Below are 15,960 nucleotides of genomic sequence, written 5' to 3' on the forward strand. Positions count from 1 at the left end.
GACGTGCTGCCACGGTTCACCTGAGGAGGTCCGCTGTGCCAAACACCACAGCGCCGGGTCTGTCCGGCGAGGGCACGCCACCACCGGGGCCGCAGCGCTCCGGGCACGACGCCGGCGTGGTCGCCGAGGGATTGTCCCGCACCTTTGGCGCGGTGCAGGCGGTGCGCCACATCGACTTCGTGGCGCGCCCGGGCGAGGTGACGGCCCTCATCGGGCCCAACGGCTCCGGCAAGACGACGCTGCTGCTCATGCTCGCGTCCCTGTTGCGGCCGGACACCGGTTCGGTGCGGATCGGCAGCGTGGACGTCGCGGCGGATCCGCGCGCGGCGCGGGAGCTGATCGGCTGGATGCCGGACACCCTGGGCGTGTGGGAGACGTTGACTTCCCGCGAGATCCTCACCTCCATGGGCCGCCTCTACGGGATGGAGAAGGCCTCGGCGGCGGCGCGCGCCGACGAGCTGCTGGAGTTGGTCAAGCTCACGGAACTCTCCGGCCAGCCCTCCCGCGTCCTGTCTCGCGGCCAGCAGCAGCGGCTGTCCTTGGCCCGCGCCCTGATGAATGATCCGCAGGTGCTGCTCCTCGACGAGCCGGCGTCCGGGTTGGACCCGGGAGCGCGGATTGACCTGCGCAACCTGCTGCGGCGCTTCGCCGCGGAGGGGCGCACCGTCGTGGTGAGCTCCCACGTCCTTTCCGAGCTGGATGAGATTGCCGACGCCGCCGTGTTCGTGGCGGCGGGCTCCAGCGTGCGGACGCAGACGCTCGCCGAGGCGGACACGCAGACCCGCCGCTACAGCGTGCGCGGGCTGGACCATACGGCCCTCCTGGAGGCGCTGAATCAGCAGGGCATCGCCTACACGGTGCCGGCGGCCCAACGCCGCACCGAGGCGCTGATCGACGTCGCGTCCGAGGCGGAGGCGGCCACGGTGCTGCGCGCCCTCGTCGAGGCCGGCGTCGCGGTCGCGGCGTTCGCCCCCACGGTGGGCGCGCTGGAGGAGACGTACATGAGCTCGGTGTACGCGCAAGAGTCCGGAGGAATCGGCACCGCCAGCGCGGACGCCAAGGATGGGAGGGATCAGGCATGAACCTCGGATACGTCGCGGGCGTGCGCGCCGTCGTGGACCTCGAGCTGAAGCAGCGCCTGCGCTCCAAGAGCTGGTACGTCATGTTGATCGTGTGGTTCGCCGTGATTGGGGTCGTCACCGCGCTGGCCGCCTACACGTCCTCGGCCAGCTGGAACGGCGGCCTCGCGGACGAGGGCACCGGGCAATTGATGTTCGAGCTGGTGGTGGGGTTCGTCCTGCTCTTCGGCTTGCTAGTCACCCCCGCTCTGAGCGCCAACTCCATCACGGGCGACCGCGCCGGCGGCACGCTAGCCATCCTGCAGAACACCCTGCTCAGCCCGGGGCAGATCCTCTGGGGCAAGTGGCTGGCCGCTTGGATCGCGGCGCTCGCCTTCCTGCTGGTCACGCTGCCGATGATCGCGTGGGCCATGTCCTACGGCGACGTTTACCTGCCGGCGGTCCCGGTGATCCTGCTCATGTGCGCGGTGGAGCTCGGCGTGGCCTGCGCCATCGGGGTGGGCATCTCGGCCCGCTCCTCCCGCCCCCTGTTCGCCGTCGTGACCTCCTACCTGATGGTGGCGCTGCTGACGGTGGGCACGCTGATCGCCTTTGGGCTCAGCCTGCGATTCACCCAGGAGGAGATCGTGGATTACGAGGTCGTTAACCCCAAGGATCCGTGGTCCCAGGTGGAGTACGACTCGGAGACGGGACGCATGCTGGGCGAAGACGGCGAGCCCCTGAGCATGGCTGAGGAGGAGGAAGCGTACCGCGAGCTGGACGAGCAGTCCCGCGGCTTCGTCTACAACCCGGCGGACGAGGTCTGCACGGAGCGCGCGTATACGCGGACCATCCTGCACACGGAGCGGACCGCGTGGCTGCTGGCCGCGAACCCGTTCGTCGTCACCGCGGACGCGGTCCCGCTGGACCCCGCGGACCGGGAGGGCATGGCGAGCCCGGACGGTCCTATCGGACTCATTCAGCTCGCCGTCCGGTCCGCCCAGGCTGGCGCGGAGGGCCCGGATTGCGTGGACGGCGAGCGTCAGGTCGATGCCTACGAGTCCGCCGCGGCCGGCGACTTGCCGCCGATGTGGCCCCTCGGGCTGGGGGTCCAGCTGGTGATCGCGGCTGCGCTGATCATCAGCGGACGACGCCGGTTGGTCACCCCGGCCGGGCGCCTCGCCACCGGCACCCGCGTGGCTTAAGCCCTGCGCGCCGCGGGCAGTGCTCGCGGCGCGCTGTGGGTCCCTTCCCCGGATCCGACTCGGGCGCTAGTCTCAGCTCATGATGACCGAAGCCGAGATCCTCCAGCGGTACCTGCAGGACCAGCGCGAGGCGCTGCTATGGAAGCTCGACGGCGTGAGCGAGTTTGAGGCACGCCGCCCCCTGACCGCCACCGGCACGAACCTGCTCGGCTTGGTCAAGCACGTGGCCACCATGGAGATCGGCTATTTCGGCGAGGTGTGCGGGCGGCCGAACGCGGCCCCAACGCCCTGGATCGAGCCGTCGGCCGCGCCGAATGCGGACCTCTTTGCCACGGCGGAGCAGAGCCGCGAGTGGGTCGAGGACCTGTACCGGACCGCATGGGCAGCCACAGATCAGACCATCGCCGAGCTGGGGCTGGACGGCGCGGCGCTCGTCCCCTGGTGGGGAGAGAAGATCCGACACACCACCGTGCGCCGCTTGGTGGTGCACCTAATCGCGGAGACGGCCCGGCATGCGGGGCACGCGGACATCCTGCGTGAAGAGATCGACGGCGCCGCGGGGCTCTATCCGGGGGTCGAAAACCTGCCGGAGGAGAGCCCGGCCTGGTGGGCCGATTATCGCGCCACCGTGCAATCCGTGGCGGACCAGTTTGTTCCGGAGGGGCCGGCCGGCGGCGGAGAACGGTAGCCGGTGGCGGCTAGCCCGTGACCGCTAACCGGTGACGCTGCGGCGGCCCTCGAAGGCGCGGCCGAGCGTGACCTCGTCCGCGTACTCCAAGTCGCCGCCAACGGGCAGTCCGGAGGCTAGGCGCGTGATCTTGATGCCCAAGCTGCCGAGCATGCGGGCCAGGTAGGTCGACGTGGCCTCGCCCTCAAGGTTGGGGTCCGTAGCGATGATGACCTCCTCGATGGTGTCATCCTGCAGGCGGGTCAAGAGCTCGCGAATGTGCAGCTGATCGGGGCCGACGCCCGCGATCGGGTTAATCGAGCCGCCGAGGACGTGGTAGCGGCCTCGAAAAGTGCGCGTACGCTCCACGGCCATGACGTCCTTGGACTCTTCCACGACGCACAGGAGCAACTGGTCCCGCTTCGCGTCCCGGCAAATGTTGCACAGGTCCTGCTCGGAGACGTTGAAGCAGACCTCGCAGAACTTCACCTTGTCCTTGACCACGCGGATCGCATCGGCGAGCCGGTTGATGTCCTCCCGGTCGGCCTCGAGCACGTAGAACGCAATCCGCTGAGCGGACTTCGGGCCGATGCCCGGGAGGCGACCAAACTCGTCGATCAAGTCTTGAACTGCGCCTTCGTACACGTAACCTCACGTTCGCTGCTCGGCGGGGCCGCCGCTGAGGCGGCGTCCAACATCAGGGGTGGTTGATGGGGGTTCCGTCGTGATGGCGTTCCTCGATCATGCGCCCGTTGAGGATGCGCTCGATCGCGGCTCGGCCGATCACGGTGGAGTCCTCAATCGCGATGTCGTCGTCGCTGGGAACAAAGTCCGCGTCGTCAACGGCACCGTAGGACGAGTTTACGGCCCCGCGGCCCGCGGCACCGGAATTCGCGGCGCCCTGCGGTTGGTTCGGTGCCTGACCGGACTCCGCGCCGGGCGCAGGGGCGGTAGATGCGGCGCCGGCATTCGGCGCTGGCGTCCCAGCGTGCCCCCAACCGTCGGGCGCAGCATCGGGGCGGGAGCCAGCGGCGGGCGGCGCCCCGTCGGCCGGAGTGCTGGCGCTGGCGGCTGACCCGCTCTCCGCGCCCGCGGCAGCGGAAGGCTGGCCGGTGGGGCGGGGTGATCCGCCGGGCCATCCGCCGCCGGAAGGTCCACCGTTTTCCGCCTCGGCCTGGGCCAGCAACTGCTGGTAGCGGCTCAGTTTCTTGGCCGGGTCGCGTCGTTCCGGCGCGGGGGCCGCAGGCTTTTCCTGTGACTGCTGGCGCATGGTGGACGGTAGGGCGGAACCGGCCCACGAGGGCGGCGGGGGAGTCGGTCCAGCCGGTGCAGGAGGAATCACGGGAGCTGCTGGGCTCGGGGCCGCCGAGGCAGCTGACGCTGCCGAGCCGGCCGTGGCCGCAGATCCACTCGAACCGGACGTCGTGGCCGAGGTGCCGGATGCGGACGATGCCGGTGCCTCGCTGGCGTGATTCCAGCTGGGATCCTCGGCGTCGTACGGCTCGTCATACTCCGGCGGTTCCTCCGGCGGGATCCACCCGTCGTCGGGCTCGGTAGTGGAGGGCGCTGGCGCCGGCTGTGGCGCTGCCGCTGGTGCTGATGCGGCCGAGCGTTCCGGTGCTGCTGAGTTTTCCGGCGCGGCCGCGTCGGCTGATGCGGCGGAGGAGGCCGAGTGCGCGGAGGCCGCGGACATGGCCGAGTGGGACGAGTGGCCCTTGGTCCCGGCCGCCTCGACGGGCGAGACAGCGGAGGCACGGTTTCCCTCGAACGTCGGCTCCGTGGGAGTCGAAGCGCTCGCGGAGTCCGCCGACGTGGTGGCGCCGGCATCGGGCGCTGACTCCTCCGACGACTCGGCCGCTGACGTGGCGGAGGAGGCGTCGATAGGCGGGAAGTCAGTCCACTGCGGTGCTTCCGGCCGTTCGTAGTGCTCCTGCCGTTGCGGGGTGGGCTGGAACGGTTGCGGGGCCGGGCGTGAGGCGGCTTCCGGCCGGGGCACGACGCCAGGGTCAGGGTTCGCGGACCGCCCGGAGGTCGGCGCCGGGCGGCCGGTAGCGGGACGGGCGGAGTCGGAGCCTGCGGACGCCGGCTGGGGCCGGCGATCAGCTTTTGGGCCCGAACCACCCGCGTCAGCGGACCCTCCCGCGACGACGTCGATCCCGACCTGAACGCCCAGGACCTGATGGACGGCCCATTGCACGAGGGCGACGTTGTCATTGAGGCGCTGGAAGTTGGCCATGGCACCGGGGTGGGCGAAGCCGAGGGCCAACGTTCGGCCGTCGAACCCGGTCAGTGACGCGTTCTGTTGGAGGTTCATCCAGACGACCTTGCGCTCGTTCTTGATGACCTCGAGGACCTCCGGCCAAGCGCGCCGGAACATCTCAATGGACCCGGCGCCACCCGACGCCGCCCCACCGGATTGCGGTGAGGGCGCTGGCTGGGGCGCGGCCTGCTCCTGCGGCCCAGACGGTTGCTCGGCGGGCTGTTGAGCTTGGCCCACGCGCGGGCCTGTCTGTTCGGCGGACGGCTGAGGATTTTGCGGGGCCTGCCGCTGCGGCTCGGCTTCCGGGGCGCGGGCCGGTTCCTGCGGCACGGCAGCCGGCGCAGCGGATTCCTGCTGGGCTGATCGCTGGTCCGGCTGCTGCTCGGCGGCCTGCTGGCGTGCGGGCTCCTGCTGCGGCTCGGGTGCCACTGCGGTGGACCCCAGCGCGTCGGCATCCGGCACCGTCCAGGCCCCACCCCAGTCCGCGGTGGGCTCCTCCTGGTGCCGCGGCTCCTGCCGCTGCGGCAGGCGGGACGCGAGCTCCTCGGCCGTCTTGGGAAACGCGGCCTGAGCGGTGCTGCGCGGCGCGCCGGATTCCGCGGAGTCGGCGGAGGATTGCGCGGCCTCGGCGGCGCCGGAAGAAGCTGCCTCCGCCGGGTTGGCCTCGGGCGCCGGTGCCTGATGGGACTCCTGCCGTTGCGCCGAGGACTGTTCTGGTGCCTGCGGCTCAGGTTCCGCCACTTGCGGCGCGGAGGGCTGCTCGCGTTCCGGTTGGGCGGGTGCCTGCGGCTGAGGCTCCGTCACCTGCGGCGCGGAAGGCTGCTTCTGTTCCGCCTGCACGGCCGGTGCGTCGGCCGCCGGCTCCTGCTTAGCCTTGGCCGCGCGCAGGGCCTCCCGCACGGCCGCCGCGCCGGTGGCGCCCGCCTCCGCACCCGGGTGGACCGCGGTCCCGGACTCGTCCTGATTGGCAGTGCCCTGACCGCCCGTGCCGTCGGTCAGCGGTTCCGTGCCGCCGTACGTCAGGCGGCGTTCGATCCGGTCCACGCGCGCGCCGATGCCGCGCTCGCCGGGGTCAGAGGAGGGCAGTAGCAGCCGGGCGCAAAGGAGCTCGAGGTGCAGGCGCGGGCTGGTGGCGCCCGTCATCTCCGTCAGTGCTTGATTGGTCACGTCGGCCGCGCGGCTGAGCTCCGCCTGGCCCAAGATGGCGGCCTGCTGCTGCATCCGGGCCAGCTGATCGGCGGGGACGCCGCGGAGGATCTGGGCCGCCGCATCCGGCATGGCCTTGACGATGATGAGGTCCCGCAGCCGCTCCAGCAGGTCCTCGACGAACCGGCGCGGGTCATGGCCGGTCTGGATGACTCGATCCACCGCGGAGAACACCGTGGCCGCATCCTGAGCGGCCAAGGCATCCACAACGTCGTCGAGCAGCGCCGCGTGCGTGTAGCCGAGCAGGGACACCGCGAGCTCGTAGTCCAGTCCCTCCGAGCCGGCGCCGGCCATCAGCTGATCGAGCACCGAGAGCGTGTCACGCACGGACCCGCCGCCGGCGCGCAGCACGAGGGAGAGGACGCCCGGCGCCACCGGCACGTTCTCCTGCTGGCACAGGCGCTCCAAGTACTCCATGAGCGTCTCCGGCGGCACTAACCGGAAGGGGTAGTGGTGCGTGCGGGAGCGGATGGTCCCGATGACCTTGTCCGGTTCCGTGGTGGCAAAGACGAACTTGATGTGCTCCGGCGGCTCCTCAACGATCTTGAGCAACGCATTGAAGCCGGCGGACGTGACCATGTGGGCCTCGTCAATAATGAAAATCTTGTAGCGGTCCCGCGTCGGCGCAAAGGTGGCCCGCTCGCGCAGATCACGCGCATCGTCGACGCCGCCGTGGCTGGCCGCGTCGATCTCGATGACATCTAATGAGCCCGGTCCGCCCGTGGCGAGGTCCCGGCAGCTGGCGCACTCGCCGCAGGGGGTATCCGTGGGGCCCTGCTCACAGTTCAGGCAGCGGGCCAAGATGCGGGCGCTGGTGGTTTTGCCGCAGCCGCGCGGTCCGGAGAAGAGGTAGGCGTGGTTGACGCGGTTCTTAGACAGCGCCGCCATCAGCGGGGTGGTGACATGCTCCTGCCCGATGACGTCCGCAAAGCTGTCCGGCCGGTATCGGCGATAAAGGGCTGTACTCACGGGGTCAACCCTACCCAACGCGGCTGACGCATTGCATGCCGCGGCTCAGCGCGTGGGGGCGGGCGCAAAGGTTGTGGACGGAGAGTCAAATTGGCATTTAATCAACTATTCAACCGCTTCGGGTTCAGTTTCTGTGGTTTCGTTTCCAAGGTTTCGTAGTAGAATTGCCACTGCATGCGATTCGAGGGGGAGAACTCGTGGAGCACCTAGGTGAAAACGTTCGAGCTGGAAAATTTGGATTTCTACTGACGCGTGAGAAGTATGCCATTCCAAATAGCCGTTCTTCCTTTTACTCAAGCCAGTTCGATGTGGGGGAGGCCGAGGAGTGGCAGGGTACTTACACTGACGAATCTCGACGCTTCTACACCGAGGAGTGGTGTGTGCGACAGCGCGCTAGAGCCTTGGCGAACTTTGATCTCAATATGCGCTACTTTGAGCAGTTGGGCGGTGCCCATTTTGGGCAAGCCGTTAATCAACTGCTTTCGATCTCACCACGACTGCGATTTGTCGATGACCTTAAGGCACTTGATGGTGTTGAAGGCGTTTATCTCATGATCCTTGATGACTACAAGCAAATTTATGTTGGTCAGGCGGATGATATGAGGAAGCGGATCAAGCAGCACTGGAGCGGTGCCAAGCAGTTTGACCGCCTCCTTTTTGGGCCAGTTGAAGTTTCAATACTCTCGATCGATTCATTTCGTGCGCTGGATACTACTCGAGTGATTGCAGCAAAAACCCGAGCCACTTCGGCGTTAGAGCAGAAGGTTGAGGAAGCCGTGCCAGCGAGTTTCAGGCTAAATCGGCTTAGTGGAGGTCGTCTCGACTGGATGGAGGAGACTGGCCGTGTGCCATATGGCTTCGGAAGAAGGCTGCAATAGGGAAATTCTGCGTCGAAGCGGATGATGTTGGGCTTAGTCAAGGTCCCAAAATTTGCATGCCGCGGCTCAGCGCGTGCGGGCGGACGCAAAGGTTGCGGACGGAGAGTCCAGCACCCACGGCTCGCGCGGCAGAGCCGCGGGATCGAAGGCGTCGACCGCCTGGGCCAACGGGCCCTGCGGCAGGCCCAGGGACGCCAACAGGACATCGCGCACCCGGGCTGCCGTGACGGCGTCGTACTCCACCGCATCGACCGTGCGTGGGGCCGACAAGTCCGCCAGCGTCACCGCCCCGTCCCGCTTAGCCAGCCGCTGGCCCGCTGCGTTCAGCACCAGCGGCACGTGCGCATACTCGGGCAGCGGGACCCCGAGCAGGCCAGCGAGGTAGGCCTGACGCGGGGTGGACGGCAGCAGGTCGTCGCCGCGCACCACCTGATCGACCCCCTGCAGCGCGTCGTCGACCACCACCGCAAAGTTGTAGGCAAAGGTGCCGTCGTTGCGGCGGATCACGAAGTCGTCCACCACCCCCGTGTAGGCCCCGGCGAGGGCGTCCGTCACCGTGAACTCCTCGGCCTCGGCGCGGAGCCGCCACGCGGCGGGACGGGTCCGACGGCGGTCGGCCCGCTCGGCCTCGGAGAGAGCGCGGCACGTGCCGGGGTAGGAGCCGGGCGCGGCGTGCGGGGCGCGCGGGGCCTCGGCGATATCCCGGCGGCTGCAGAAGCATTCGTAGAGCAGGCCCGCGTCGGAGAGCCGACCAAACGCGGCGTCGAACCCGGCGAGCCGGTCCGTCTGACGGACGACGTCACCGTCCCAGTCCAGCCCGATCGCGGCGAGGTCCCGCAACTGCTCCGCCTCGGCCCCGGCGCGGGCACGGTCCAAGTCTTCAACGCGGAGGAGAAACTCGCGGCCGGTGGAGCGGGCGAACAACCAGGCCAGCAGGGCCGTGCGGAGATTGCCGACGTGCAGCTCACCGGACGGGCTCGGGGCGAATCGACCAGCCGGCATGTGCGTCCTTTCGTGCGGCACGGACCGCGTGCGGTGCTGCCACACACGGTGCAGAAAAGTAAAAGACCCCTCATGCACCTGCCAGAGCCCACTTACCCTTGCTACCTTCCGGTCCTGGGGGAGTTCAGCGAGATGACACCACATGAGGGGCCAAGAAAAGAGTGTAGCGGACGCGCCCCCATCAGAGACAATCGGGGCCCGCCGCGGCGGCGGGAACCTGAGCCTGACCACCACCGGGGCTCCCGATTGGCGCCCGGCGCGGAGCATCAGGTAAGGTGGAGCCTGCTCAATTTGCAGCATTAGCTGTGGGTTGGAGCGCGACTGGAGGATTCGCCTAGCGGCCTATGGCGCACGCCTGGAACGCGTGTTGGGTTCACGCCCTCAGGGGTTCAAATCCCCTATCCTCCGCCGATCGAACGGCCCCGGAATCTCCGGGGCCGTTCGCGTTTAATCTCCGGCCGCTCCGCGGTGAGCGCATCTCATCCCGCAGGCTGATGACACCCTGAGTCACCTCGGCTTAGCGTGGAGGCATGACGACTTCTACCGATCGCCCGCGTTCGTTCGATCCGTATTCGCCCGCTTCCGGAGCCGTCCAAGCGCTGGCCAGCGGCGCCCTGGCCCTCATCAATCCGGCCGATTACCGGCTCGCCACGCGCCGCTGGGTGCGGGCGGGCCTGTCCGCCGGCACCGGCCTCATCGCGGGGCTCGCCATCCGCTCAGGCATCAAGCGCGGTGTCGAGGACACCCGGCCCGACGACGGCGCCACACCGGAGCCGGGCGACGCGCCCGGCGTCGAACCCGCCGGCGTAGAACCCTCCAGCGCCGAGGCCACAGCCCAGAAGGCCTCCACCGCCATGGCCGTCACCCTTGGGGCCGCCTTCGCCGTGACGTGCTACGGCACGTTCGTGGTCAGCGAATGGGTGGATGCGCGCATCCACCACGCCTTGGTGCGCCGCGGCGTCTCACACCCGCGCACCGTCATGGCCGTCGGTACAGCCGTGGTGAGCTACGGGCTCTTCGAACTCGACCGGCGCACCCGTGACGCGGACGCCTCCGACGCAGAAGCGCTGTCCGCACAGCACGCCTAGCGGCCCCTACACTCCGCGTCAGCAGCGTCACAGCGCGCCGCTGGTCCAAGCCCGGTACCCTTGAGCGCATGTGTGGAATCGTTGGTTATGTTGGCGGTGCGTCGAAGTCTTCTGGTGCTCATGGTGCTGTGGATGTGGTGTTGGAGGGTTTGCGCCGGTTGGAGTATCGGGGCTATGACTCGGCTGGTGTTGCGGTGTTGGGTGATGGTGGTCTTGAGTTTCGGAAGAAGTCGGGCAAGCTGACGAATCTGGTGGGGGCGATTGAGGCTTCCCCGTTGCCGGTGTCGTTGACGGGTATTGGTCATACGCGGTGGGCGACTCATGGTGGGCCGTCGGATGAGAACGCGCATCCGCATGTGGCTGATGAGGGCCGGTTGGCGTTGATTCATAACGGGATTATTGAGAATTTCGCGGAGATCAAGCAGGAGTTGCTGGCCGCGGGCCATGAGTTCGCCTCGGAGACGGATACTGAGGTGGCTGCGGTGTTGCTCGCGGAGGTGTATCGGGGTGAGGCTGCCGGGGATTTAACGCGGGCGATGGAGTTGGTCTCGCAGCGGCTTGAGGGTGCGTTTACGTTGTTGGCGGTGCATGAGGAGCATCCTGGTGTGGTGGTTGCTGCGCGCCGGAACTCGCCGTTGGTGGTGGGTTTGGGTCAGGGGGAGAACTTCCTGGGCTCGGATGTGTCCGGGTTTATTGATTTCACGCGGCGTGCGGTGGAGTTGGGTCAGGATCAGATCGTGACGATTACTCCGGAGTCGCATCGGATCACTGATTTTGAGGGCAACCCTGCTGAGGGTAAGGAATTCACGGTGGATTGGGATGCTGCCGCGGCGGAGAAGGGTGGTTTTGCCTCGTTCATGGAGAAGGAGGTCCATGATCAGCCGGCCGCGGTGGCGGATACGTTGTTGGGTCGGTCGGATTCTGCGGGCCGGTTGACTCTGGACGAGCTGCGCATTGATCCGGGCCAGCTTAAGCGGGTGAAGAAGATCATTGTCTTGGCGTGTGGGACGTCGGCGTATGCGGGGTCGGTGGCGAAGTACGCGATTGAGTCGTGGTGCCGGATCCCGGTGGAGGTGGAGCTCTCTCATGAGTTCCGGTACCGGGAGCCGATCGTGGATGCGGACACGTTGGTGGTGTCGATCTCGCAGTCGGGCGAGACGATGGATACGTTGATGGCGGTCCGGTATGCGAAGGAGCAGGGGGCGAAGACCCTGTCGATCTGTAACACGAATGGGTCCACGATCCCGCGGGAGTCGGATGCGGTGTTGTATACGCATGCGGGTCCGGAGATCGCGGTGGCTTCGACGAAGGCGTTTTTGGCGCAGATTGTTGCGACGTACATTCTTGGCCTGTATTTGGCGAGTTTGCGGGGGAACCTGTTTACCGGTCAGATCCGGGACATCATGGCGGATCTGAATAAGATTCCGGGCAAGATCACGGACATCCTGGACCGCGAGGACGAGATCAAGGAGTTGGCTCGTTCGATGAAGGACGAGGCCTCGGTGTTGTTCCTGGGCCGGCATGTGGGGTACCCGGTGGCGATGGAAGGGGCGTTGAAGCTTAAGGAGATCGCGTACATTCACGCTGAGGGTTTCGCGGCGGGCGAGTTGAAGCACGGGCCGATCGCGTTGATCGATGACGGGCAGCCGGTGTTCGTCGTCGTCCCGTCCAAGCGGGGCCGGGACTCGTTGCACGCGAAGGTCGTTTCGAATATTCAGGAAGTTCGGGCGCGTGGGGCGAAGACCCTGGTCATCGCGGAAGAGGGTGACGAGGCGGTGCGGGAGTATTCCGAGTTCGTGTTCTATGTCCCGGAGACCCCGACGCTGCTCATGCCCCTGCTGACCGTGGTCCCTCTACAGATCTTCGCCTGCGAACTCGCCTCCGCGAAGGGCTACGACGTGGACCAGCCTCGCAACCTCGCCAAATCCGTCACCGTCGAATAACGACGGCGGGGCCCGCGTCCGCCAGCGGGGTGGCCGAGCACATCGAAGGGCGGTGGGATGCGTGAAACACGCATCCCACCGCCCTTCCCTTGTTCAGGTGCCTCGAGCAACCGCCTCGGTTAGGCGGCGTGCGACGTCGTCGTCAGCTCCGGGTAGAACTTCTCCGCCGTCTCCGGGTGCGCTCGCAAGAAGCCCTTGAGCATATTGGCGCCGTAGGAGCAGAGCATGGGATTCTGCGGGTCGTCCGAGGCGCCGCGGGCCTCGGCGGCGAGCTCGGCCGGAAGCTCCACAGGATCGATGACGGCGTCGAGCCGAGGGGACCAGAAGAACGGGACCGAGTAGCGGTCCACGCCCGCCGGGGGCGCGGTCACGCGGTGAATGGTGGCCATCAGGTAGCCGTTGGTGGCGACCTCCAGCATCTCGCCGAGGTTGACCACCAGCGCACCCTCGAGGGGCTCGACGGTGATCCACTCCTCCTGCCCGTAGGGCTGGACCTCGAGGCCGCCGACGGCGTCCTGCAGCAGCATGGTGACGAACCCGTAGTCCGCGTGGGCTCCCACGCCCTGCGTACCGGCCTCCGGCACCTGGCCGCCGACGTAGTGCACCAGCTTGCCCATCCACGCGGGCGTCCCGGCGAACGGCTCGGCGAAGTGGTCCTCCTCAAGGCCCAACGCCACGGAAATCCCGGCCAGCAGCTCGCGGCCCACCCGGCTCATCAGGTCGGCCCATTCCATCGCCACGCGTTCCAGCTCCGGGAATTCCGTGGGCCACTGGTTGGGGCCCTGCAACTTCATGAAGGACTGGCCCTCGGGGACCTCGGCCAGCGCCTCGCGTTCAGGGCCGAAGTCGATTTGCTCGCGGGAGTCGGCGCGTCCCTGCGTGATCTCCTTGCCCAAGCGGGTGTAGCCGCGGAATTGGGCCGAATTGCGGTTATCCAGCTCGAGGCGCTCGTCGAGCGGGCGCTTGAAGAACTCGGCGACCGTGTCTAGCAGCTCGGCCGGTTGCCCGTCGCGCGCACCGTAGCCGGTGATCTGGAAAAAGCCCACGTTGTGAGCGGCGTCGCGGAGGGCGTCGATGAACTCAGGGTTGAAGCCACCGTCGTCCGTCCGCGCGGTCGACAGGTCAAGGACCGGGACGGAAGTTCGAATCGTCATAGAAGTGACCATAAGACCGAATGTTTCGCCGCGCCGAACGATTATGACGCTGGTTTGACGTGTATGACGCCCCGTGTCGCGCCTCTTGACGTCGGTGCGCTATGGGGTGGGCTGCCGCCGCGGGCGTCGTCGTTCCTGTCAGGGCCCGACGACGCACTGAGCGGCCACGGCCCTCACCAGCGGCTTGATATGTTGGAGCGCACCGCAGGGGAGAGGACCCGCGGCGTGCTGAGATGCAGGGGAGCGCATGAAGAACGAAGACCCGCAGAAGTGGCAGGGCAGCCGGATCGTCACCGAAGACGATCTGATGCAGCTCAAGGCCGAAACGCACGACCCGGAGCTGGTGGATAGCCCCGAGCACTTCCGCACGCGCCTGCGTCACGGGATCGTCCTTACTCTTGTTCTGCTCCTCGTGGCCGCCGTCGGCGTCACCGCCTACTTGGTGCTGACCCGCAAGGTGGAGCTGCCGTTCTTGCCGATGGGGCCCACGGAGACGGTCGCAGCAGAGGCGACGGAATGCCCGGCCGGGAACTTCACCTATCAGGACCCCTCCACCATCACCGTGGACGTCTTCAACGGGACGCTGCGCGCGGGATTGGCCACCACCGTCCGGGACGGGCTCGTCGAGCGAGGGTTCGTCGAGGGTCGGGTGGGCAACCAGCAGCTGAGCAACCGCGGCGCCATTTCTGCGCTGGTGGTCAGCGGCGAAGAGGGGCGGGACGAGGCCCTCACCGTCCAGCGGCACCTGCCGGGCGCCGAGTACGCCTTCGACGCGCGCCTCGGGGACGGGCACGTGGTGGTCATCGTGGGCGAGGCATACGAATCCCTGCAGGCCACCCCCTATGTACAGGCCGAGGACGGGCCGCTGAACTGCTCGCAGTAGGGCCGCGGGGCGGAGCGAATAACGCCCGGTGACGGGGTGAGTTCGCCCACAGGCTGCGGTGCGTAAGCCCGGGATCATCGGGATCGGCGCGGCGAGTTCCCGCACGGGACTGTGATGCTGTTCTCGGTATCACCATTCGTCGGTAGCATGGCCGCCATGTCTGACGCATCAGTATCGAATCCTCACAAGACGCCGAAGAAGGTGGTCGGCGTCGCGATCGCCGCCGCCATCGGCGGTTTCCTGTTTGGCTTCGACAGTTCCGTCATTAACGGAGCCGTCGACGCCATTGAGGGCGAGTTCTCGCTCGGCCCCGTCCTGCTCGGCTTTGCCGTCTCCTGCGCCCTGCTCGGCGCCATGGTGGGCGCCTGGATCGCCGGCCCGTTCGCTGACCGCCAGGGCCGCGTGCGCGCCATGGTCCTCGCGTCCGCGCTCTTCACCGTCTCCGCCATCGGTTCCGGCTTCGCCTTCGGTGTGACCGACCTGATCATCTGGCGCTTCCTCGGCGGCGTCGGCGTGGGCATGGCCTCCGTGCTCGCCCCGGCCTACATCGCCGAGGTCTCCCCGGCCCACAGCCGTGGCCGCCTCGCGTCCCTGCAGCAGCTCGCCATCGTCATCGGCATCTTCGCCGCCCTGCTGACCGACGCCGTGATCGCCGACGCGGCCGGCGGCGCCGCCCAAGAGGGCTGGTTCGGCCTCGAGGCCTGGCGGTGGATGTTCCTCTCGGAGACCATCCCCGCCGTCATCTACGGCGTGCTGGCCCTGCGCCTGCCGGAGTCGCCGCGCTACCTGGTGGCCAAGAGCGACTACGCCCGCGCCGGCAAGGCCCTGGCCGAGGTCGTGGGCATCACCAGCAAGGAAGGCGTCGAGGAAAAGATTGCCGAGATCAAGGCAACCATCAACGTCGAGACCAAGCAGGGGCTGCACACCCTGGTGGGCGGCCGCGCCTGGCTGCTGCCGATCGTCTGGGTCGGCATCCTGCTCTCGGTGTTCCAGCAGTTCGTCGGCATCAACGTGATCTTCTACTACTCGACCACCCTGTGGCAGTCGGTCGGCTTCGCGGAGGAAGATTCGTTCGCCATCTCCGTCGGTACCTCCATTCTGAACATCGTGGTGACCATCTTGGCCATCTTGCTCGTCGACAAGATCGGCCGTAAGCCGCTGCTGATGATCGGCTCCACCGGCATGTCGATCGGCCTGTTGACCATGGCCATCTCCTTCGCCCAGGCGATCGTCACCCCGGCCACCGAGCCGGGCGGCGAGGCCACCGTGTCCCTGCCGGGCGCGTGGGGCGTGATCGCCCTGATCGGCGCCAACCTGTTCGTCGTCGCCTTCGGCATGTCCTGGGGCCCCGTGGTCTGGGTCCTGCTCGGCGAGATCTTCCCGAACCGGATGCGCGCCGTCGCCCTGTCCGTGGCTGCGGCCGCCCAGTGGCTGGCCAACTTCGCGATCACCCAGTCGTTCCCGTCGCTCGCGGACGCCTCCTTGGTGCTCGCCTACGGCATCTATGCGGGCTTTGCGATCCTCTCGCTGCTCTTCGTCTGGCGGTTCGTCGAGGAGACCAACGGCAAGGAGCTGGAGTCCATGCGCTCCTAAGCCACCACACACACCGAGGGCCGGCCGACGTCGTCAACGTCGACCGGCCCTCGC

Annotated in this window: 12 protein-coding genes, 1 tRNA gene and 1 other RNA gene; 9 read left to right on the forward strand and 5 right to left on the reverse strand. The window is 67.7% G+C overall.

Features of this window, described 5'->3' with window-relative positions:
• The first annotated feature begins 59 nt into the window (after positions 1-59).
• From IW252_RS09225 to IW252_RS09235, 3 genes are all read left to right on the forward strand, one after another.
• Positions 60-1,082: an ABC transporter ATP-binding protein gene (locus IW252_RS09225; protein WP_196837208.1), complete on the forward strand. Its 1,023-nt coding sequence runs from the start codon at positions 60-62 to the stop codon at positions 1,080-1,082.
• A complete protein-coding gene (locus tag IW252_RS09230) occupies positions 1,079-2,263 on the forward strand; it encodes an ABC transporter permease (protein ID WP_196836291.1) in 1,185 nt (394 codons plus the stop codon). The genes IW252_RS09225 and IW252_RS09230 overlap by 4 nt, the downstream gene beginning before the upstream one ends.
• Before the next feature lie 79 nt (positions 2,264-2,342).
• Complete coding sequence (locus IW252_RS09235) at positions 2,343-2,951, forward strand: DinB family protein (protein ID WP_231365971.1); 609 nt, start codon at positions 2,343-2,345, stop codon at positions 2,949-2,951.
• Positions 2,952-2,975: 24 nt separating this feature from the next.
• On the opposite strand, the gene recR is transcribed toward IW252_RS09235, so the two are convergent.
• Both recR and IW252_RS09245 read right to left on the reverse strand, forming a co-directional pair.
• Positions 2,976-3,575 (reverse strand): recombination mediator RecR, encoded by a 600-nt coding sequence (gene recR, locus IW252_RS09240; protein ID WP_196836292.1) that lies wholly within the window; start codon positions 3,573-3,575, stop codon positions 2,976-2,978.
• A 52-nt stretch (positions 3,576-3,627) separates the two neighbouring features.
• Positions 3,628-7,365: a DNA polymerase III subunit gamma and tau gene (locus tag IW252_RS09245; RefSeq protein ID WP_196836293.1), complete on the reverse strand. Its 3,738-nt coding sequence runs from the start codon at positions 7,363-7,365 to the stop codon at positions 3,628-3,630.
• A 197-nt stretch (positions 7,366-7,562) separates the two neighbouring features.
• Here IW252_RS09245 and IW252_RS13725 point away from each other — a divergent pair, with 197 nt between their 5' ends.
• Positions 7,563-8,243 carry a GIY-YIG nuclease family protein gene (locus tag IW252_RS13725; RefSeq protein WP_196836294.1) on the forward strand — a complete coding sequence of 227 codons (681 nt, stop codon included), beginning with the start codon at positions 7,563-7,565 and terminating at the stop codon, positions 8,241-8,243.
• A gap of 66 nt (positions 8,244-8,309) precedes the next feature.
• Here the strand turns inward: IW252_RS13725 and gluQRS are convergent, their stop codons facing one another.
• Entirely contained in the window at positions 8,310-9,245 is a 936-nt protein-coding gene (gluQRS, locus tag IW252_RS09255) for a tRNA glutamyl-Q(34) synthetase GluQRS (RefSeq protein WP_196836295.1), read from the reverse strand.
• A 58-nt stretch (positions 9,246-9,303) separates the two neighbouring features.
• An RNA gene (gene ffs / locus IW252_RS09260) (signal recognition particle sRNA small type) lies at positions 9,304-9,400 on the reverse strand.
• A gap of 168 nt (positions 9,401-9,568) precedes the next feature.
• On the opposite strand from ffs, the gene IW252_RS09265 reads away from it, so the two are divergent.
• From IW252_RS09265 to glmS, 3 genes are all read left to right on the forward strand, one after another.
• Positions 9,569-9,653, forward strand: a tRNA-Ser gene (locus IW252_RS09265).
• A gap of 122 nt (positions 9,654-9,775) precedes the next feature.
• Positions 9,776-10,333 carry a hypothetical protein gene (locus IW252_RS09270; RefSeq protein ID WP_196836296.1) on the forward strand — a complete coding sequence of 186 codons (558 nt, stop codon included), beginning with the start codon at positions 9,776-9,778 and terminating at the stop codon, positions 10,331-10,333.
• A 68-nt stretch (positions 10,334-10,401) separates the two neighbouring features.
• Positions 10,402-12,276, forward strand: a complete 1,875-nt coding sequence (gene glmS / locus IW252_RS09275) for a glutamine--fructose-6-phosphate transaminase (isomerizing) (RefSeq protein ID WP_196836297.1) — start codon at positions 10,402-10,404, stop codon at positions 12,274-12,276.
• Between the two features lie 119 nt (positions 12,277-12,395).
• Here the strand turns inward: glmS and IW252_RS09280 are convergent, their stop codons facing one another.
• Entirely contained in the window at positions 12,396-13,430 is a 1,035-nt protein-coding gene (locus tag IW252_RS09280; protein ID WP_196836298.1) for an isopenicillin N synthase family dioxygenase, read from the reverse strand.
• Between the two features lie 247 nt (positions 13,431-13,677).
• On the opposite strand from IW252_RS09280, the gene IW252_RS09285 reads away from it, so the two are divergent.
• Complete coding sequence (locus tag IW252_RS09285; RefSeq protein WP_196836299.1) at positions 13,678-14,313, forward strand: LytR C-terminal domain-containing protein; 636 nt, start codon at positions 13,678-13,680, stop codon at positions 14,311-14,313.
• A 156-nt stretch (positions 14,314-14,469) separates the two neighbouring features.
• Positions 14,470-15,906, forward strand: a complete 1,437-nt coding sequence (locus tag IW252_RS09290) for a sugar porter family MFS transporter (RefSeq protein ID WP_196836300.1) — start codon at positions 14,470-14,472, stop codon at positions 15,904-15,906.
• Positions 15,907-15,960 lie beyond the last annotated feature (54 nt).

Origin of the sequence: Zhihengliuella flava (genome assembly GCF_015751895.1) — a bacterium.
In the GTDB taxonomy this organism is placed as follows: domain Bacteria; phylum Actinomycetota; class Actinomycetes; order Actinomycetales; family Micrococcaceae; genus Zhihengliuella; species Zhihengliuella flava.

Bases quoted from the DNA above. Each gene is read 5' to 3' on its own strand.
- IW252_RS09230 (WP_196836291.1), top strand. From the start codon at position 1,079: ATGAACCTCGGATACGTCGCGGGCGTGCGCGCCGTCGTGGACCTCGAG.
- glmS (WP_196836297.1), top strand. From the start codon at position 10,402: ATGTGTGGAATCGTTGGTTATGTTGGCGGTGCGTCGAAGTCTTCTGGT.
- IW252_RS09235 (WP_231365971.1), top strand. From the start codon at position 2,343: ATGATGACCGAAGCCGAGATCCTCCAGCGGTACCTGCAGGACCAGCGC.
- gluQRS (WP_196836295.1), bottom strand. From the start codon at position 9,245: ATGCCGGCTGGTCGATTCGCCCCGAGCCCGTCCGGTGAGCTGCACGTC.
- IW252_RS09285 (WP_196836299.1), top strand. From the start codon at position 13,678: ATGAAGAACGAAGACCCGCAGAAGTGGCAGGGCAGCCGGATCGTCACC.
- IW252_RS09290 (WP_196836300.1), top strand. From the start codon at position 14,470: ATGTCTGACGCATCAGTATCGAATCCTCACAAGACGCCGAAGAAGGTG.
- IW252_RS09270 (WP_196836296.1), top strand. From the start codon at position 9,776: ATGACGACTTCTACCGATCGCCCGCGTTCGTTCGATCCGTATTCGCCC.
- IW252_RS09280 (WP_196836298.1), bottom strand. From the start codon at position 13,430: ATGACGATTCGAACTTCCGTCCCGGTCCTTGACCTGTCGACCGCGCGG.